This is a genomic window from Nocardia sp. CDC160 (genome assembly GCF_035818795.1).
Lineage (GTDB): Bacteria > Actinomycetota > Actinomycetes > Mycobacteriales > Mycobacteriaceae > Nocardia.
Window position 1 is genome coordinate 343,810 of record NZ_JAYKYT010000003.1, and the last position, 18,215, is coordinate 362,024.

The window sequence follows — 18,215 nt, forward strand, 5'->3', positions numbered from 1 at the left end:
GAACCGTTACTTGTGGTCAGACGCCCAAACCCGCTGCTCAGGGCACCGCCGCACGCAGCGGGCAAACGACCACCGCGCCCACTATCTCGCAAGCGACCGCTGGGTCCGAGGCGACGCGCCCGAGAAACCCTCAGAAACTCGCCGGGGTGATCCGACGAATACGTGACGAATCAGGCCGAAACGATCTTGTCCCCGTCGACCTTGATGGCCTTCGAATCCAGCGCGCGCGGCGCGGGCCCGCTGGCGACCGTCCCGTCCAGGTGGTAGCTGCTGCCATGGCACGGGCACTTGATCAACCCGTTGGTCACCTCGTTCACCTTGCAGCCCAGGTGGGTACAGGTCGAGGAGAACCCTTGGAACGAGCCCGCGGTCGGCTGGGTGATGACCGTGTCGCCGCTGATGACGCCGCCGCCGACCGGCACGTCCGCGGTATTGGCGAGCGCGTCGCCGCCCTGCTTCTTGGCCGGAACCGGGGCCTTGGCCGAGGTGGCGGTGGGCGCGGCCGAGGCCGGTTGGCTGGAGGTGCTGCTGCATCCGGCCACCGTGAGCGCGGTGGCGGCGACCGCGGTGGCGGCCAGGGCGGTGCGGCGGTCCACGGCGAATCCGCCGGGGCCCGGGAAGGTGTCGGTCATCGGTAACTCCTCGCTCGGGGCCGAGCCGGTGCGGCTCGGTCACAGTTGTTGGACGTGCGGGAGGCGCTACCGGTTCAGGCGCACACCGGCAATCGGCGCAGCGACCGCAGCGCGTAGTGCACGCGAGTCTTGACCGTGCCCACCGGAATTCCCAGTTCGGCGGCCACATCCTGGTAGGCGCGATCGCGCAGGATGACCTGCACGACGGCATCCCGCTGGGCCGCCGGAAGCTGGGCCAGCAGCTCCGCCACCAGCAGCCCGTCGGTCAGATCTTCCACGAAATCGGGCCGCGCGCAGTGATTTTCGGCCTGTTCCCCGATTTCGTCCCAGCTGCTGTCGCCGGGGCGGGAGGCCCGGAAGCGGGCGATGTCGGTGAGGACATTGCGTTCGATGGTCAACAGCCAGGTGCGCACGCTGCCACGATTCGGGTCGTAGCTGGCGCAGGCGCGCCAGGCGCGCAGCAGGGTCTCCTGCACGGCGTGTTCGGCCAGGCCCGGGTCGCCGAGGCGGCTCATGGCCCGCCAGTGCAGCAGGCCGCGATCGGCGGCGAGCACGGCCGCCAGACCCGCCTCCGTGCACAGCCGGGCGCAGTGCGGGGCGGCGCATCCGGTCGCGACCGCGCGAGGACTTCCCATGCCTGAATATCGTTCGCGAGCCCAAAAGGGCATCGCTCACGATTGTGGATTCACTCGAATCGGTCCGATTTCCTGAAAACAGACCGCATTTTCTGATAGACCCCTCCCCGGGAGACGCGGGGATCACCCAACGCCGCACGCCGGGAACCGTGCCCACCGGTTCGCGAGGCTCGTGCGACGCAAGTGAGCTGCTCAGGGAGGACATCGTGCGTGCAGGCGCGCTTGTGGCCGCGGGAGCCTTCGCTTCCGCGCTGACAATGGCCGCATCCGGAATCGCGGCCGCCGAACCGGCCACCGATATCACGGTGGACGGCACCTATGTGGTCAATGTGGATATCAAACCTGGGATCTATATCGGTGATGGGACACCGGATCCCGCCACGGGCGCGTGCTTCTGGCGGCGACTGTGGAAAATCCAGACCGCCCAGGATTATCCGGACCCGAACTACTACATCATCGCCAGCGATTTCACCCGCGTGAAGCCGATCACCGTGGAGATCAAGGCGACCGACGTGGGGTTCTCCACCGAGAACTGCGGCGCCTGGCACCTCGCGCCCGCCCGGCCCAATACCGGCTCGGCCGGATAACCCTTCTCCGGTGAAGGAATCGCCGCGACACCGCTAGGGTGACGGCATGACCAGGCGCAAGATTCTCATCACCGGTGCCAGCTCGGGTTTGGGCGCGGGCATGGCCCGCGAGTTCGCGCGGCGCGGGCGCGATCTCGCGCTGTGTGCCCGACGGGTCTCGAACCTGGAGGAGCTGCGCGCGGAGCTGCTGGCCGCCCATCCGGGGATCACCGTCGCGGTGCGCGGGCTCGACGTCGACGACCACGCCGCGATTCCGAAGGTCTTCGAGGAATTGCGCGCCGAACTCGGCGGCCTGGACCGGATCATCGTCAATGCCGGGATCGGCAAGGGCGCGCGCATCGGCACCGGGCGCGCGGACGCCAATCTCGCCACCGCCACCACCAATTTCGTGAGCGCCCTGGCGCAGGCCGAGGCGGCCATGGGCATCTTCCGGCAGCAGAACGCCGGGCACCTGGTGCTCATCTCCTCCATGAGCGCGGTGCGCGGACTGCCCGGCAAGAAGGCGGCCTACGCGGCCAGCAAGGCGGGCGTGACGGCATTGGGCGAGGGGCTGGCCATCGAATTGCGCGGCACCCCGATGAAAGTCACTACGGTCCAGCCCGGCTTCATCGCCACCGACATGTCCGCGAAGGCCGGGGACGCCAAGCTGGTCGTCCCCTTGGACAAGGGCGTCGATTCCATGGTCGCGGCCATCGAGCGCGAGGCGGTCCGCGCCTCGGTGCCCGAATGGCCTTGGCGGGTGCTCGGTTTGGCGATGCCGCTGCTTCCTCGCGCGATCATGGCCCGCATGGGCTGATCTCCCGCTAGCATCGCCGCCATGGCGAAGTTCACCACCTGGGACGGGTTGGAGCTCAACTACACCGTCTGGGAGGGCGAGGGCGTTCCGGTGGTGTTGCAGCACGGGATTGTGGCCGATACCAATGCCAATTGGATGAGCGTCGGTGTGGTGGCGGCGCTGCGGCGGGCCGGACGACACGTCATTTCGCTGGACGCGCGCGGGCACGGACGCTCGGAGAAGCCGCACGACGCGGCCCGGTACTCGTGGCGGGCCATGGCCGATGATGTCCGGGCGCTCTTCGATGAGCTCGGCCTGGATCGGGTTGCGCTGGTGGGCTACTCGATGGGTGGCATCATCTCGCTGCTGGTCGCCGACGCCGACCAGCGGGTGGAGCGGCTGGTCATCGGCGGCATCGGCTGCGGTGTGGTGGACTGCGGCGGAATCGACTGGCGCGTCATCAATTCCTCCGACATCGTCGACGCCATGACCGCCGACCTCGCGCGCATCGCGCCCAACGCGCGCATGTTCCGCATTCTGGCCGATGCGCTCGGCGTGGATCGCGAGGCCATCGCCATGGTGGCGACCGGTCTCAACGAGGCACCGATCGAAAGCCTCTCCGGCATTACGATTCCCACCCTGGTGCTGGCGGGCGACCGCGATCCGTTCGCCGCCGAACCCGAACGTCTCGCCGCCGCCCTGCCCGATGCCCGGTGCGTGGTCGTCTCCGGCGATCACCTCGCGGCCGTCGCCGACCCCCGCTTTTCCGAAACCCTGGTCGACTTCCTGAAGTGAGAACTTCGGCGAAGTGAGAACCTCAGTACTGCTTGCGATGCGGGACGAACTCCAGGCTGAGCAGCGCCAGCGCCACGATCACTATCTCGCGCCAGCGCAGCAGCACGTAGCGCTGATTGCCGAAGGAGTTGAACTTCCGCAGGAATCGGTACAGCGATTCGAGCCTGATGAGCGGATCGCCCAGCCGCACCGCCAGATACACCGCCTGCATGGTTCGCGACCGCTGCTTGTCGGCGAAGATCTCCGGAAACGCCGCGAACGCCAGCGAGATTCGTTTGATCCCGTGTTCGCGCGCGTACTCGACCAGATCCACGATCATGCGCTCGTCGAGCCCGTTCGGGGCGTCGTGCCGTCGCCACGGCACGTCCAGACTGAGTTCCTGGCCATTGCCGGAGACGCCGTAGCGCTGGAATCCGACCACGCGCCCGTCGGCGTCGCTGGCCGTGACCACCAGCATTCCCGGGTGTCGGCCGTCGAGCAGGTGGTCGAGGATCATGGAGAAGCCGCGGGTCTGCCGCCCGTGTCCCCATTCGTCGACGATCGAGAGCAGTGTCTCGCGCTGCGGTTCGGTGAGCGCGACCTCGGGCAGGATCTCGGTGGTGACGCCGAAGTTCTTGGTACGGCTCACCGCCTGGCGCAGATTGCGGAACTTGCGGCCCACCAGGTCGAAATGGCCGACCTCGATGACCACGTCGCGGCCGATGGCGATGGACCGCAGCCCGCGATGGTCGACCGCGCGCCGTTGCCAGGCCTGGGTGACCTCCGGGCTCGCGCCCAGCACCGCGATCTTCCAGCCGTGGCTACCCGCGAAAAGCGAGAATTCGGTGAGCAATTCGGGGAAGCGGTCGGCCTCCCCGATGGGATCGCCGGAGACGACGGCGATTCCGAGGCGGGCGCGATAGGCGATGGCGGCCGAGCCGTCGGCATTGAAGAAGTAGCTCTTGGACGAGTGGAGTGCGAAGGGAGCCAAGGGATCCCCCTGGCTGCGCCGCACCAGATCGGCCACCCGCGGCAGCTGTTCGGGCTGCGGTTTGCTGCCCTGCGGCAGCACCAGGATCGCACCGCTGGCCGCCAGGAAGACGAACCCGACGACCGGATGATCGGTGCGGTAGCTGAAATTGGAGATCACCAGCGTCATGGCCGCGACGGTCAGATGCGGCAGGGTGACGGGCCGACGCAGGTACAACCCGCGGGCCACGAACAGTCCGGCGAAGGACACCGCCACGAACCAGCCGTGATCATTGCCCTCCCGCGAGGCGCGTTCGGCCGCCCACACCAGAATGACGCTGCCCAGCACCAGCGCACCCATCAGGCCGACCCGGGTGTTCGGACCGGCGGTGAAGGTGGTCTCCCGATACGCGGTCAGCGTCGGATTCGGTATGCGTTCCTCACGCATGTGGACCCCTCTCCTGCGCGCGCGAAAGCCTCATGGGCTCTCTCCCCATGGTGATCCTCCCGCATCTCCTCTTCGACACACTATGCCGGAGCAGCGATTCGGGGCATGTGGTTATTCCGGGCGCGCCGGGCGGAGCTATTGCGGCCACCCCAGACTCGGTGAGGTCAACACGGGATCGGTGATGCCATTGTGGCAGGCCAGACCGACAGCATCCCAACCCGCGAGACGCGCGCCCGCGTCGTAGGCGGACTGGAAGAAGTCCAGCGCCGTCGCGACCGGGTCGGAGGCCGCGCGGACGTCGTCGTAAGGCAGGTAGGCGCTGTGCCCCGAACCCGAGGCCACCCAGTGGGCCGCGGCGGGGCGCAGCGGCTGATCGGCGAGTCCGGCCGGTTCGGGCGCGGTGTAGGAGTAGAAGGTGGGTTCGGGCACCTTGTCGTCGCCGAACCAGAATCCGGCGCTGATCACCTCGCGGGAATAGGCTTCGCGCGTCACCGGATCCACACTGTCGGGCATGTCGATCTTGCGGTCGGAGAAGCGCTGTACCGCCAGATCGAAGGTGTGCCAGAACACTTGGACCGGGGAGATCTTGCCCGAGTAGGTGGCGCTGAACTGCTCCAGGATGCGGCCCACCTGGCTCTGCACGTGGAAGGCGCGGCGCACGGCCCCGGGGTCGTAGGTGTGGTGTTCCTCGTCCTCGTCGAACGGCCGCCCGTGGTCGGGCAGGTCGAAGGGGGTGGGATGGGCCAGTTCCACCTCCACGCCGAGGTTGCGCAGGCCGTTCATGGCCTCGATGTAGAAGCTGGCCACCGACTGGTCGGTCAGGGGGATCTCTTCCTGCGTGCCGCGGTCGTTGGACAACCGCAGCACGTGGTCGAAGAAGTCGAAGGCGCAGGTGAATACGGGCCCTTGGGATGCGGTGCCCAGGGGCACGGTGGTCCAGCCGCGGGCGGTCAGGCGGTAGGTCATGTGCCACCAGTGATTGCGCCTGATGCCCTTCGCGAGGGCCACCTTGCCGATGATCTGGGCGAAGCGGTGCAGGGTTTCCTTGGTCGGCCGCCAGGAATCGAGCGGAATGGCGGGCAGGATATCGCCGGAGTAGGTGGTCCCTGGGGAATCGGCCATGGCGGTCATGCTACCCAGCTATCAATTGGTTACCTGCCGTCGCCGGTGTGCCCGGCCAGCAGCTCGCTGAACGGACGCACCGCGCCGACGCCATTGCCCGAGGTCCGGTGCCGGACCGGCTCGTCCTGCAGGAAGCCCTGCACGCCGCTGGGTTCGGCGACGATGAGCTGGGCCAGTTCCGCGGCCGCGCGGTGCACGCGCTCGGACAGTCCGGTGGAGCCGAAGTCCTCGGTGGCGGCGAAGACGCCGGTCGGTACGACGACTGCCCGCAGATAGCTGAACAGCGGGCGCAGGGCGAAATCGAGCACCATCGAATGCCGGGCGGTGCCCGCGGTGGCGGCGATCAGGACCGGCATGGCATTGAGCGCGTCGGTGTCGAGGATGTCGACGAACATCTTGAACAGGCCGCTGTAGCTGGCGGTGAACACCGGGGTCACCGCGATGAGGCCGTCCGCGTCCGAGACTCGCTGCCGGGCCGCGGCCACGGCGGGCGTGGGTACCCCGGTGGTCATGGTGGTGGCGAGATCGCTTGCCAGCTCTCGCAATTCGATCACCTCCACGTCGAGGGCCTCCCCGCGACCGCCCACCGCCGCGGTGACCGCGGCGGCGAGCTGGTCGGCGAGCAACCGGGTGGAGGAGGGCTGCGAGAGTCCGGCGGTCAGTACTACCAGTGTGCGACTCACGGTGTTCCTCAATTCTTTTCGGCGAGCATGCGCGCACGGGCGGGCTCGACCAGGCGGTGCGGGTCGTCGGGTCCGGCGGCGACCAGCGAGGTGTGGGTGGGCGGATCGCTGGGCACGTGCGCGGGGCGGCGCGCCTCGAATTCCTTGCGCAGCACCGGAACAACCTGGGTGCCGAGGATCTCGATCTGCTCGAGCACCAGCTCCAGTGGCAGGCCCGCGTGGTCCATCAGGAACAGCTGTCGCTGGTAGTCACCCACGTTGTCGGCGAAGCCCAGGGTGCGCTCGATGACCTGCTCGGGGGTGCCCACGGTGAGCGGGGTCAGCTCGGTGAAGTCCTCGAGCGAGGGGCCGTGCCCGTACACCGGCGCATTGTCGAAGTAGGGGCGGAAGATTCGCTTGGCCTCGGCCTCGGTCTCGGCCATGAAGACCTGCCCGCCCAGCCCGACGATGGCCTGCTCGGCCGCGCCGTGCCCGTAGTGCTCGAAGCGGCGGCGGTAGAGGGTCACCATCTGCCTGGTGTGCTCGGCGTTCCAGAAGATGTTGTTGTGGAAGAACCCGTCGCCGTAATAGGCGGCCTGCTCGGCGATTTCGGGCGAGCGGATGGAGCCGTGCCACACGAACGGCGGGGTGTCGTCCAGCGGCGCGGGGGTGGCGGTGAAGCCCTGCAGCGGGGTGCGGAACTTGCCCTCCCAGTTGATGTTCCGCTCGCGCCACAGGCGACGCAGCAGGTGGTAGTTCTCCACCGCGAGCGGGACGCCCTCGCGAATGTCCTTGCCGAACCAGGGATACACCGGTCCGGTATTGCCGCGGCCCATCATGAGGTCCACTCGGCCGCCCGCGAGGTGCTGCAGCATGGCGAAGTCCTCGGCGATCTTGACCGGGTCGTTGGTGGTGATGAGGGTGGTCGCGGTGGACAGGGCCAGACGGTCGGTCTTCGCCGCGATGTAGCCGAGCATGGTCGTGGGCGAGGACGGCACGAACGGCGGGTTGTGGTGCTCGCCGGTCGCGAAGACGTCGAGGCCGACTTCCTCGGCCTTGAGCGCGATCCGCACCATGGCCTGGATGCGCTCGGCCTCGCTCGGGGTGCGCCCGTTGGTGGGGTCCATCGTCACGTCGCCGACGCTGAAAATTCCGAACTGCACGGGTCCTCCTCGGGTCGCATCCACGTTTGGTGGATATGGCAACCACTTGAACATAGGGGGTTTCCGGGGTATTCCGGGGCCGGATCGGGGCGTGATTCGCGCCACTCCCGCGCATCGCGGGCAACCCGCGTCACGGGTGCGAAATCCGGGCGGCACCTGCCGCATTCGGTCTGCCGGAGACTGCGCAGTACCCGCAAACTACCTGTGGGTACAGCGAAACACCCAGTAGTGCAAGATCTTTCGACGTATCCTGAATTTTCCCCGCGCAACGCCGGAGATCACGAGCATGGACAGGGGGTAGTTCCAATGGCGGACAACACCGTCGGTACGGCATACGCCGTTGTCGTGACCGCGGTCGCCGATCCGAGGCAGGTGGAGGGCCTGGAATGGGATCGAGCGGTGGAATACCTGCCCAGTATCGACTCCCGGAGCATGCAGCGGTGGGTGCGCGCCCAGGAATCCGGTCCCGGCGCCCGGCGCGGCGTCGTCATTCCCGGCTCGCACCGCCGCGTCGCGACCCGCCACCCGTACCGCGAGGTCTGCGTGCCCTCGGCCGAGTATCAGCTCTTCAGCGCGGCGGTCCGCACCAATCGCCGTCGCGCCCTGGCCACCACGTGTGCCGAGGACGAAACGCGTCAGCGAACGCCCGCGTTGTCCACGGCGCACTGAAGTGGGACCGATGAATTCGATCGAATCGCGGCGTCTGTAGATCGAAGACGATCTGCGGCCGTGCCGCCGAGCTGAGAGGTTCCTCGGGTGTCGAATGCTGTTTCTCGTAATGAGTTGTGGGCGATGGCGCATGCCGAACGGGCCGCGCTGGCCGACGATCTCGCCGGACTGACCGATGACCAGTGGGCCGCGCCCTCGTTGTGCGGGAAGTGGACCGTGGAAGAGGTCGTCGCCCATCTGACCGCCGCGGCGAGCAACGGCCGGTTGCGCTGGCTGCTCAGCGTGCTCGGCGCGCGCTTCGATTTCGATGAGCACAACGCCCGCCAGGTCGCCGCACACCGCGGCACAACCCCCGCGGAAACCTTGGACCGCTTCCGCGCCATCATCTCCAGCACCACCTCCCCCTCCGCCCGCCAAACCCCGGCCTGGCTCGGCGAAGTGGTGGTCCACGCCCAAGACATCCGCCGCCCCCTGTCCCTCCCCCGCACCCCCTCGATCGAGGCCGCCACCGAAGTCGCCCGCTTCTACGCCTCCCGAAACTTCACCGTCGCCAGCCACACCGCGATCAAGGGCCTCCGACTCGCGGCCACCGACGGCCCCTTCACCACCGGAACGGGCCCCCTCGTCACGGGCCCAACCATCGCCCTCACCATGGCCATGGCCGGACGCGCCGACTACTGCGACGACCTCACCGGCCCCGGCCTGCCCACTCTGCGGAGTCGCCTGTAGGCCGTCGGTGAACGCGAAATAGGAAATGCCCGGCGAGTTTCGGCTCGCCGGGCATTTCGGAGTAAGGACGGGACAGGTGGCCGACGCGGTGGCGGGGCGTTCTCGCTTTCAGGCGGATTCATCATCTGGAATGACGGTGGATCCCGCCGTGCCCGGCTCAGTTCCCGTACTCGATATTCAAGACCGTATTCGGTTGTGGTGCAACCTATTTAATGGATCGCGAATAGTGAGGCGTAGATGGGGCGGTCGTTTTTGGTGACTACCTGTCCGGCCAGTTGGGTACCGGTGAGGGTGTGCAGGCGCAGGTTCAGGTAGCGCTCCTGTTCGACGCTGTACATTTCGGTGTCGGTGGGCATGCGGTCGCGCAGGCTTTCCGCGTGTTGGTCGCGGCTGCGGTTCAGTTCGGCGCGCAGGGTGGCGAGGTCGGTCGCCTGGAACGGGTCGGCGTCCGGGCGGGGCGGCTCGGCTTGCCAGGCGGCGACGCCGTAGGCGAAACACACCAGGGGCATCCACATTTCGGCGAAGTAGCGCGGGTCCGGCGCGATCTCCAGGCCCGCGAACTTGTCGCCGATGAAGAACACCGCGCCCAGCTGTCCGGGCAGCAGCTCGAGGCGGCTGCGGAACTGGGTGAGCACCGCCCGCTTGCGGGTGAGGATCTGCTCCAGGTGCCCGCGGGCGGGCAGCCCGTAGCGGCTGTTCACCGCCGAAATGTCCTGCCACAGCTTGGAGTACCCCGGCTGCCCGCGCAACGCCAACGCCTTGGCACGCAGCTCCACCGGCAGCACGAAGAACCACTGATCGCGGCCCTGCAGATACCCGCCCTGCGCCGCCTGCACACAGCACGCGTCCTCGAAGAGCCGGGTCTCGCCCGCGCCCATGAGCGCGGCCGAGCACAGCGCGTGATTCTGCGCGCCCTCCTGGATGTACCCAATGTGCAACGGCACGATGGCAACCCCCGAAGCGGCCCCATTGTGCAGCTCCACACTGCCGTATCCCACCACGCGATTCAGCTTCAACCCCGACCGCGGCGGCACGATCCCGGGCCGCTCCGGCCCATGAACCGGCACCATCGTGAGTGCCCCCGCGACCTGCGGCACACCCAGCCGGTATCCGGCCAGATCCACCGGCGCGCGTAGGAGCGTGTCCAGACGAGTCATGGTGTCGCTCCGATCCGGTCGGCCGGACCGGCCGACTGCGTGAAGGCGTCGAGTTGGGTGATGAGGCCGCTCTCGAACCAGAGCGGTCCACCGAGGCGGACGACGGTCTCGAGAGCCGAGGCGAGTCCGCCGCGAGACGATGACTTCCGCACGCGCACAACGCTTTCCATCGGCGGACTCGCGAGGGTTCCGCGCGCTTCGGCGAGTACGGGTGCTCGGTCGGCCGCGGCGGAGCGCGTCCCGAACACGTCCGGGCGAACAGCGCGCAGGTCGGTGCCGAGTCTGGTCATCGGGCAACTCCTTCCGGAGTGGTGTCGAGGAAACGGCGGGCGGTAGCGCGGATCCATTCCGCGCCCGCCGGTGTGCGTGCGAACAGCCACGGCAGAAGAGCCGCGAAATCGTCCTGATGCCAGAAGCCGATGCTGGGCAGGGCCGGGGCAGGATCGCGCAGGGTGCGGTCGTCGCTGCCGGTGAACATGGCCTGACACACCACGATCGGCGTGCTGATGCCGATCGCGGGCAGGGTCGCCGCGACGCGCGCCAGATCACCGGGTAGCCGGTTCTCATACCCGTCGGTCACGACAACCACCAGATCTGGCGCGCCGAGGTCACCGCTCGCGGCGACCGGCTCGCTCCCCTCGCGGCCCTCCGCCGTGACGCCGCCGACCTGGGTCACGTCGGACGCCGTCGCGCCCGCGTCGGCGAACGACGCGGCATCAATTCCACCCGTCCCGGCTCGCGTCGCACTCGCATAGGTGAAGGAGGCGGCACCATGTCCGCCCATCCCGGTCACCGTCGCGCCCGTGCGGGCGACCGTGGTGCGGGCGACCAGGGCGTCGAGGACGCCGTGGGCCAGGTCGGTGGGAGCCGACTGGCCGCCGCCGACCTCGATCACCGTGAGCTGGGCGCACACTCGGGTCAGGATCAGGCGCAGGGCCTCGGCCTGGGAGAGCAGCGCCCATTCGCGGTCACCGTAGCCACGCATGGACTCCGAGGTGTCCAGGACCACGGCGATGTGGCTGTCCAGTCGCGGGAGGGTGTCGGTCACCGCTCCGGTGTATGCGGCGAGCGCCGAACCCAATTCGGCCGCCGAGCCGCCTCGGTAGAGGTGGACCAGGGTGGCGGCGATGTCGCCGCGGTTGGTGACGGTGACGATGGGCTCGCGCTCGCGCGTGGGATTCAGCGGGGTGACCGGGTCGGTGAGTACGGGGACACCGTGGGTGCCGGGGGCGTACAGCTGGCGCACGCGCTCGATTGCCTGGGCCGGATTCGTGGTGAATCGCTGCAGCTTTCGATGCAGCTCGGGGGAGTCGGTGTTGCCCGTCTCGAGTTGGCGCAGGCAGCCGCGCGCGGTGTTCTTGCCGAGTGCGTGCTCGAAGCAGTCCACCAGGGCGGGTCGCCGTGCGGCAATGAGTAGTTCGGCGTCCGGGTGATCGAGCACGAAGGTGAGGATCGCGCGGGTGACGTGCTTGTGATTGGCGCGCAGGCGGCGGGCGGCCAGCAGCACGGTGATCACCTGGGCGGGCGGCAGGCCGAAAAGCAGCGCGCGCGTGGCCTTGTCGAGCACGACCCGGGTGGGCTCGGGTAGGTCGGCGCGCGAGTTCAGCAAGGTCTGGAGCAGGGCGCGGGCACGCTGGTGTTCCGTCACGCCGGGGACCAGGGCGAGCAGTAGGTAGTGCTCCGGATCGGCGGCGTAAGCGGTTCGGTGGAATTCCGCATCGTCCCACGCCACGACACCGGCCCGGGACAGCGTCAGGGGCGCGCCGTGGGTGCGGAAGTGGTCGAGAATGACTGCGGTGTTCACCCTGCGAGTATGAAAGCGCCGCACCGGATAATCCATTGATTTTCGGTGCGGCGCAGCCATTCTCGGCGCGAATACGCCAAAGAAACGATTTGACGAACGGCGTTATCATCCGAGCATATGCGTCAGATTTCCACCATCTGATGATCGGCAACGAGCCCGCCGAGATAGCGCAGGTGGTCGGTGGAATCACCGAGGGTGTGCTCAATGGCGGTCAGGCGCGCAGTGTAATGGCCAACCGGATATTCGTCGGTCATGCCGATGCCGCCGTGCATCTGAATGGCCTCCTGCCCAATATGCTTGGCGGAGCGCCCGATTCGCAGCTTCGCGCGCGATGCCACGACCGGGTCGACAATGCCGTCGGCCAGCGACATGGACGCGTACATGCTCATGCCGCGCGCCAATTCGAGGGAGACGTACATATCGGCGGCGCGTTGGGTGAGTGTCTGGAACGTCCGCAGCGGCACACCGAACTGCTTGCGCGTCTTCAGGTATTCGGAGGTGAGCCGCAGCGCCTCCTCCATGGCCCCGATGGCCTCGGCGCACAGCGCGGCCTGCGCTCCGGCGAGAGCGGCCTGGATGGCGGTGGAGGCGTCGCCGCCCGCGCCGAGCGGTTCGGCGGCGACCCCGTCGAAGGAGATATCCGCACCGCGCAGCCCGTCGTGGGTGCGGTACGCGGCCCGACGCACGCCCGGGTCGGCGGGATCCACCAGGAACAGCCCGACACCGTCCTCGACGGCCGCGCTCACGATCAGCAGATCCGCGCAATCACCGTGGGCGACAGGGTGTTTGCGTCCGGTCAGACGCCAACCTTCCATCTGTCGCACCGCCTGGGTAGCCGTCACGGCGGCAGGCCACCGCAGGCCCGGCTCACCGTGCGCGAAGGCGAGCTTCAACTCCCCCTCCGCAATGCGCGGCAGCAATTCCTTGCGCTGCGCGTCCGCACCGACATTCGCGATGAGCCAGCCGGGCAGCAGGGCGCAATCCAAAACCGGTTCCGGGGCGAGGCTGCGCCCGATCTCGGTCATGACCAGCATGGCCTCGATGGGACCCGCGCCCATGCCGCCGTCCTCCTCGGCGAAAGTCAGTCCGAGCAGCCCGATTTCGGCGAAGGTGGCCCAGATCTTGGGGTCCCAGCCGAGTTCGGTGCCGACCACCTCGTTGCGGCGCTCGGGGGTGTAGCCGCGGGACAGCACGTCACGCACGGTGTCGCGCAGCATTTCCTGTTCGGGGGTGAGATCGAAATCCATTGCGCTGCCTCACAGTCCGAGGATCGTCGAGGCGATGATGCCGCGCTGCACCTCGTTGGATCCTCCGTAGATCGATGTCTTGCGGTAGTTCAGGTAGGTGGCGGTGCTGCGGCGGGCCCAGTCGGGCTGCGATTCGTCCTCGCGCGCAACCGAATCCGGTCCGGCGATATCCACGAGCAGGTCGGTGACCGCCTGCTGCAGCTCGGTGCCGCGCAGTTTGAGAATCGACGACACCGGGTTGGGCTTGCCGTCCGCCGAGCCGGACGCTACCCGCAACTGCACCAATTCCAATGCGAGCAGCTCGTTTTCGAGTTCGGCCAGGCGAGTGGCGAACAGCTGATCGTCGAGCAGCGTCTTCTCCCCCAGCCGGGTCTGCCTGGCGTGTTCCTTGGCCAGCCACAGCTTCACCTTGGTCTGCCCGACCGCGGCAATGCCGGTGCGCTCGTTGCCGAGCAGGAACTTGGCGTAGGTCCAGCCCTGATTCTCGTCGCCGACAAGCTGATTCGCGGGCACCCGGACATTCTCCAGGAAGACCTCGTTGACCTCGTAGCCGCCGTCGATGAGCTTGATCGGCCGCACGGTCACGCCCGGGGTGTCGAGCGGGAACAGCAGCATGGAGATTCCGGCCTGCTTCTTGGGCGCGTCCGGATTGGTGCGCGCGAGGCAGAACATCCAGTCGGCGGACTGCGCGGCCGTGGTCCAGGTCTTCTGGCCATTGATCACGTACTCGTCGCCGTCGCGCACCGCCACGGTGCGCAGACCCGCCAGATCCGATCCGGCCTCGGGCTCGGAAAAGCCCTGGCACCACCAGATGTCGAGGTTGGCGGTCGGCGGCAGAAACCGCTCCTTGAGCTCCTGGGAGCCGAAGTGGGCGATGACCGGGCCGATCATATTGGTGTTGAAGGTGAGCGGTTCGGGCACCGAGGCCAGCTGCATCTCGTCGTGCCAGATATGCCGCTGAATCGGGCTCCAGTCCTTGCCGCCCCATTCCACCGGCCAGTTCGGGGTGGCCAGCCCGTGCGCATTGAGGATGCGCTGGGTGGTGACGATGTCGTCGCGGCTCAGCTCCTGACCGTGCCGGTGCCGATTGCGAATATCGGCCGGGATTTCGCTCCGATAGAACGCGCGCAGCTCGTCGCGGAAGGCGAGCTCGGCGTCGGTGAGCGCTAGTCGCATGCGTTGACCTCCAGTTTCAGGGCTATCCCCGCCATCGACCGATATGATACACAGACACTCGAATGTCTCAAATAGGGTCGTATACTCGAACGACACCAGCCTCGAAGGGAGCATTCGTGTCCGACCACGACCGCACACTCGGCGTCGGCGAACTCATCGCCCGGCGGCACCGCGAGGGCAGCACGCCCGGAGCGCGGTCGGACTCGCATCGGCTGGCCTTGGTCATCGAGGGCGGGTCGTCCCGCGGCGCGTACTCGCACGGAATGGCCATGGCCATCGAGGAATTGGGTGTGCTGCCGTGCTTCGACGCGGTGTACGGGGCCTCGGCGGGCGCGTTGAACGCGGCGTGGCTGCTGTGCGGGCGGGCCGTGGACGCGCGCCGCGCCTGGAACCCCGAGGTGATCAATCGGGTGATCAATCCGACCCGGGCCCTGCGCGGCGGCCGGGTGGTGGACACCGAATACCTGGTGCACACCGTGTACGAACGGCTCGTGCCCATGGATTTCCCCGCGATCCTGGCCAATCCGGTCACCTTCCACCCGATCGCCACCGACGCCGACACCGGCGCGGCCGTCGATCTGCATCCCGGGCTGAGCGATCCGCGCTCGGTGCAGCTGGCCTTGAAGGCCTCGACCTGCCTGCCGATTCTGGCCGGGCGGCCCGTGCGGATCGGCGCGCACCGGTATGTCGATGCGGGTCTCTCCGAATCCGTCCCGGTGCGAACGGCTTTGACGCAGGGCGCGACCCGGGTCCTGGTGCTGCGCACCCGCCGCGACGACGAAACCATGCGCCCGCCTTCGACTCTGGAGAGCCGGGTGGTGGCGCGCTTCCTGGCCAAGCACGCGCCCGGCACGGTCGCCCCGTGGCTGGACCGCGTGCGGCGACACCACAGCGCCGAGCGCGAGTTCGACTCCGATCCGGCGATCCTGCAGATCCGCCCGCCGCACAGCGCGCCCGACATCGGCCGCATTGCCCGTGATCCTGCGGTTCTGCGGGAGGCGCTGACGCTCGGACGCGCGGTCACCGCGCGCACCCTGTCGGCCTACCTGGCCCCTAAGCTGACGGCGTGACGCGCACGGAGGAAACCAGAGCGCCGGGTCGACCGGCGGCGGCCAGTCGGGACGATGTGCTCGAGGCCGCCATCGCCGTGTTCCTCGACGGCAAACGGGTCGATGTGAATGCCATTGCCGCACAACTCGGGGTGGGTCGGGCCAGCATCTACCGCTGGTTCGGTTCCCGGGACGGGCTGCTGGGGGCGGCGGTGGCGCGGCAACTGGAGAGGGTGGTGGCCCACGCCGATCGGCGCAGTCGCGGCACCGGGGGCGAGCGGCTCACCGCGGTGCTCAATCGCACCATCGACCTGCTCGTCGAAAACAATGCCCTGCGTTCGTATTTCGACAATGAGTCCACCGCGGCCCTGCGCCTGATCACCCGCGGTGACGGCATCGTCCACCAGGCCGCGGTCGCCCTGGTGGAGCGATTCATCGAGCGCGCCGAGACCGAGGGCTACCATCCGCCCATCGAGCGCGACACCCTCGCCTACGCCCTGGTCCGCCTGTGGGAGGCCTTCCTCTACAACGACGCCGTCGCCGGTTTCCGCGGCGATGTGGAACGCCTGCGCAAGGTGCAGACCGCCCTCCTGCGCGCGTGAGCGCAATCGAGATCAGGCGGTGATGAGGGGGACGAGTTGCTCGGCGGGGGTGCGAGCGCCGTGGTGACCGACCAAAGCGGATTCGAGTGGTTCGAGGGCCGGGCGGATCAGGACGGTACCGCCCTCGGCGACCGCGACCAGATCGCCGATTCGAGTGGCGATGACGGCGCTGGGCGGTGTCGGGCCGAACCAGTGATCGTCCAGAGCTTGTTCGCGGGTGACAACCGAGGCGTGCGAGCCCAGCTCGGCGGTCCAGGTGGCGAGTGCGTCGGAAAGAGCCTCGGGGCGTTCGAGATACACGTGCCGGACGCGGGCCTCACCGCCGATCAAGCGGACGTCGGCGTGCAGACGCGGGAGGGTGTCGAGGTCGATGATGGTGTCCGCCTGGACCATTCCGTGATCGCCGGTAATGAGCAGCGTGCACGTGGGCGGCAGCTCGGTGAGCAGGTCGCCCACGAACGCGTCGATATTCCGCAAAACCGCCAGCCACTGCGGAGATTCGGGGCCGTACAGATGCCCATTGGCGTCGAGGTCGGGGTAGTACGCGTAGGCGACACGCTTCGTGGCGTCGGAATGACGTGCGACGGAAAGGATTCCGGCGCGCAGCTCATCGAGGGTCGCGGCCGGATGCAGGGTGCCCGGGGCGCGGAAGGCGGCCCGGGTCAGGCCGGACCCGTATTGGTAGGCCGGGATCACATAGTGCACTTCCACCCCGTGCGCGGCCAGATCCTCGAGACGACTGCGGTGCGGCTGCACCGATTCCGGCGGGAACTCCTCGCAGGCGTCGTCGCCGGTGGCGCTGTCCAGTTTCCAGCGCAGGGAATTCAACAACCGCGGGCCGCCACCGCCGGGCAGGGCGAAGCTGTAGCCGATGATGCCGTGCGTCGCACACGGTGCGCCCAGCGCGAGGCTGGTGAGACTGGTCGCGGTGGTGGCGGGAAAACCGGCGGTCAGGGTCGCGGTGACGTGCGCGGTCAGGGTCGGCGCGATATCCGCGTGCCGCGCCAGCAGTTCGGAGCCCAGGCCGTCGATCAGCAGGACGACCACATCGCGATTCGGTGCGATCCCCAGGGGATTGGGCACGTCCAGCCCGAAAGACGCGGCGACGGAAGGCAGGACATCGGCGAGGGTGGCCATTGCATCGACTGTATTGATCTTCGCGCGGGAATTCACCGCATCGCGGCCCGGAAACACGGAAACCGCCTCCGAGGAGGCGGCTTCCGTCAAAGAGCGGGGCGGATCAGGCCAAGCCCCAGGCCTTCAACAGGTAGGTGATGTTGGCGGCGATGCCGGTGAGGGTGTTGGCAAGATTGATAGCGGAGGAACCGAGATCGATCAGGGGCATGAGTTTCTGTCCTTCGAGCCGGGAACATAATGCAGTTCGGCTGTATTAGCGTGGGTCGATCCGCGGCATCATGAATCCACTCACCCCTCGGTCCGGGTGTAGCCCAGAACACAATCCGAGGACAGGCGGCTCCGGGCCCGGCGGCACCGGGCCCGGAGTCTCGCGGCAGGTGGTCACATGGCGACGGGTTCGCCCACCTCCACCCGCCCGCCGTAGGTCAGGCCGGGGCAGCCGGAGGCGATTTTCACGGCGGAGTCGAGATCGTCGGCATTGACGGTGATGTAGCCGGAGAGCCGGTCCGGGGCGGCGGGCTCGTCACCGAGCATGACGGCGTTCCCGACCCGCTGACCGAAATCGGCAATGTGCTCCCCGATTTCGTTGAACCAGGTCACCCACAGCTGCTCCTGCTCGGCGGTGGGCGTGTGGGTGGGGTCGCTGCGGAAGGTGAGGATGTAGGCGGACATTATCTTCTCCTGTCGGTTGGACGGCCCGGTCGGCCGACTCGTGAATCCGTCGCGCGGCGGCGACCGGGAATCGACAATCGGATCCAGATTCTTTTTCCGAGCTGTGTCGATTTCTCGACGCCCCGGTACGACGTACTGAGCGACAACGGCGTCGAGTGACACGGCAGCGAGGCCGTGCGAACCGTCCCGCGAAAGGAGCACAGTCA

General features: G+C 68.0%; 20 protein-coding genes. 7 read left to right on the forward strand and 13 right to left on the reverse strand.

Going from position 1 to position 18,215, the window contains the following annotated elements; genetic code table 11:
* Positions 1 to 170: 170 nt before the first annotated feature.
* Both VMT40_RS16170 and VMT40_RS16175 read right to left on the reverse strand, forming a co-directional pair.
* Positions 171 to 632: a QcrA and Rieske domain-containing protein gene (locus tag VMT40_RS16170; protein ID WP_326358992.1), complete on the reverse strand. Its 462-nt coding sequence runs from the start codon at positions 630 to 632 to the stop codon at positions 171 to 173.
* Between the two features lie 74 nt (positions 633 to 706).
* Positions 707 to 1,267 carry a sigma-70 family RNA polymerase sigma factor gene (locus tag VMT40_RS16175; RefSeq protein ID WP_326358994.1) on the reverse strand — a complete coding sequence of 187 codons (561 nt, stop codon included), beginning with the start codon at positions 1,265 to 1,267 and terminating at the stop codon, positions 707 to 709.
* Between the two features lie 206 nt (positions 1,268 to 1,473).
* On the opposite strand from VMT40_RS16175, the gene VMT40_RS16180 reads away from it, so the two are divergent.
* Genes VMT40_RS16180 through VMT40_RS16190 form a run of 3 tightly spaced genes read left to right on the forward strand, consistent with a single transcriptional unit; the run spans position 1,474 to position 3,424 of the window.
* Positions 1,474 to 1,854 (forward strand): hypothetical protein, encoded by a 381-nt coding sequence (locus VMT40_RS16180; protein ID WP_326358995.1) that lies wholly within the window; start codon positions 1,474 to 1,476, stop codon positions 1,852 to 1,854.
* Between the two features lie 46 nt (positions 1,855 to 1,900).
* A complete protein-coding gene (locus VMT40_RS16185; protein ID WP_326358996.1) occupies positions 1,901 to 2,650 on the forward strand; it encodes an SDR family oxidoreductase in 750 nt (249 codons plus the stop codon).
* Between the two features lie 21 nt (positions 2,651 to 2,671).
* Positions 2,672 to 3,424 carry an alpha/beta fold hydrolase gene (locus VMT40_RS16190; protein WP_326358998.1) on the forward strand — a complete coding sequence of 251 codons (753 nt, stop codon included), beginning with the start codon at positions 2,672 to 2,674 and terminating at the stop codon, positions 3,422 to 3,424.
* Positions 3,425 to 3,446: 22 nt separating this feature from the next.
* On the opposite strand, the gene VMT40_RS16195 is transcribed toward VMT40_RS16190, so the two are convergent.
* The 4 genes from VMT40_RS16195 to VMT40_RS16210 all read right to left on the reverse strand — a co-directional run bounded on the left by VMT40_RS16195 (position 3,447) and on the right by VMT40_RS16210 (position 7,767).
* The gene (locus VMT40_RS16195) at positions 3,447 to 4,820 is read right to left on the reverse strand and encodes a bifunctional lysylphosphatidylglycerol flippase/synthetase MprF (protein WP_326358999.1); all 1,374 of its coding nucleotides are present in this window, start codon (positions 4,818 to 4,820) and stop codon (positions 3,447 to 3,449) included.
* A gap of 135 nt (positions 4,821 to 4,955) precedes the next feature.
* Entirely contained in the window at positions 4,956 to 5,942 is a 987-nt protein-coding gene (locus tag VMT40_RS16200; protein WP_326359000.1) for a DUF5996 family protein, read from the reverse strand.
* Between the two features lie 29 nt (positions 5,943 to 5,971).
* On the reverse strand, positions 5,972 to 6,625 hold the full coding sequence (locus VMT40_RS16205) for an FMN reductase (protein ID WP_326359001.1): 654 nt from the start codon (positions 6,623 to 6,625) through the stop codon (positions 5,972 to 5,974).
* An 8-nt stretch (positions 6,626 to 6,633) separates the two neighbouring features.
* On the reverse strand, positions 6,634 to 7,767 hold the full coding sequence (locus VMT40_RS16210) for an LLM class flavin-dependent oxidoreductase (RefSeq protein ID WP_326359002.1): 1,134 nt from the start codon (positions 7,765 to 7,767) through the stop codon (positions 6,634 to 6,636).
* 306 nt (positions 7,768 to 8,073) lie between these two features.
* Between VMT40_RS16210 and VMT40_RS16215 the strand changes: the two genes are divergently transcribed.
* Together VMT40_RS16215 and VMT40_RS16220 are read left to right on the forward strand one after the other, a co-directional pair.
* Positions 8,074 to 8,436, forward strand: coding sequence for a hypothetical protein (locus tag VMT40_RS16215; protein ID WP_326359004.1), 363 nt, complete (start codon positions 8,074 to 8,076; stop codon positions 8,434 to 8,436).
* 123 nt (positions 8,437 to 8,559) lie between these two features.
* Positions 8,560 to 9,165, forward strand: a complete 606-nt coding sequence (locus tag VMT40_RS16220) for a maleylpyruvate isomerase family mycothiol-dependent enzyme (protein ID WP_326359005.1) — start codon at positions 8,560 to 8,562, stop codon at positions 9,163 to 9,165.
* A gap of 209 nt (positions 9,166 to 9,374) precedes the next feature.
* Here VMT40_RS16220 and VMT40_RS16225 read toward each other — a convergent pair whose 3' ends face one another.
* The 5 genes from VMT40_RS16225 to VMT40_RS16245 all read right to left on the reverse strand — a co-directional run bounded on the left by VMT40_RS16225 (position 9,375) and on the right by VMT40_RS16245 (position 14,549).
* A complete protein-coding gene (locus VMT40_RS16225) occupies positions 9,375 to 10,322 on the reverse strand; it encodes an ARPP-1 family domain-containing protein (RefSeq protein ID WP_326359007.1) in 948 nt (315 codons plus the stop codon).
* Positions 10,319 to 10,612 carry a hypothetical protein gene (locus tag VMT40_RS16230; RefSeq protein ID WP_326359008.1) on the reverse strand — a complete coding sequence of 98 codons (294 nt, stop codon included), beginning with the start codon at positions 10,610 to 10,612 and terminating at the stop codon, positions 10,319 to 10,321. Before VMT40_RS16230 ends, VMT40_RS16225 begins: the two co-directional genes overlap by 4 nt.
* Positions 10,609 to 12,126, reverse strand: coding sequence for a hypothetical protein (locus VMT40_RS16235; protein WP_326359009.1), 1,518 nt, complete (start codon positions 12,124 to 12,126; stop codon positions 10,609 to 10,611). Before VMT40_RS16235 ends, VMT40_RS16230 begins: the two co-directional genes overlap by 4 nt.
* 122 nt (positions 12,127 to 12,248) lie before the next feature.
* Positions 12,249 to 13,373: an acyl-CoA dehydrogenase family protein gene (locus tag VMT40_RS16240; protein ID WP_326359010.1), complete on the reverse strand. Its 1,125-nt coding sequence runs from the start codon at positions 13,371 to 13,373 to the stop codon at positions 12,249 to 12,251.
* A 9-nt stretch (positions 13,374 to 13,382) separates the two neighbouring features.
* Positions 13,383 to 14,549: an acyl-CoA dehydrogenase family protein gene (locus VMT40_RS16245; protein WP_326359011.1), complete on the reverse strand. Its 1,167-nt coding sequence runs from the start codon at positions 14,547 to 14,549 to the stop codon at positions 13,383 to 13,385.
* A 116-nt stretch (positions 14,550 to 14,665) separates the two neighbouring features.
* On the opposite strand from VMT40_RS16245, the gene VMT40_RS16250 reads away from it, so the two are divergent.
* Together VMT40_RS16250 and VMT40_RS16255 are read left to right on the forward strand one after the other, a co-directional pair.
* A complete protein-coding gene (locus VMT40_RS16250; protein ID WP_326359013.1) occupies positions 14,666 to 15,619 on the forward strand; it encodes a patatin-like phospholipase family protein in 954 nt (317 codons plus the stop codon).
* Positions 15,616 to 16,200, forward strand: a complete 585-nt coding sequence (locus tag VMT40_RS16255) for a QsdR family transcriptional regulator (RefSeq protein WP_326359015.1) — start codon at positions 15,616 to 15,618, stop codon at positions 16,198 to 16,200. Before VMT40_RS16250 ends, VMT40_RS16255 begins: the two co-directional genes overlap by 4 nt.
* A 12-nt stretch (positions 16,201 to 16,212) precedes the next feature.
* Here VMT40_RS16255 and VMT40_RS16260 read toward each other — a convergent pair whose 3' ends face one another.
* Together VMT40_RS16260 and VMT40_RS16265 are read right to left on the reverse strand one after the other, a co-directional pair.
* Positions 16,213 to 17,337, reverse strand: coding sequence for an alkaline phosphatase family protein (locus tag VMT40_RS16260; RefSeq protein ID WP_326359016.1), 1,125 nt, complete (start codon positions 17,335 to 17,337; stop codon positions 16,213 to 16,215).
* Positions 17,338 to 17,718: 381 nt separating this feature from the next.
* On the reverse strand, positions 17,719 to 18,009 hold the full coding sequence (locus VMT40_RS16265; protein ID WP_326359017.1) for a hypothetical protein: 291 nt from the start codon (positions 18,007 to 18,009) through the stop codon (positions 17,719 to 17,721).
* Between the last annotated feature and the right edge of the window lie 206 nt (positions 18,010 to 18,215).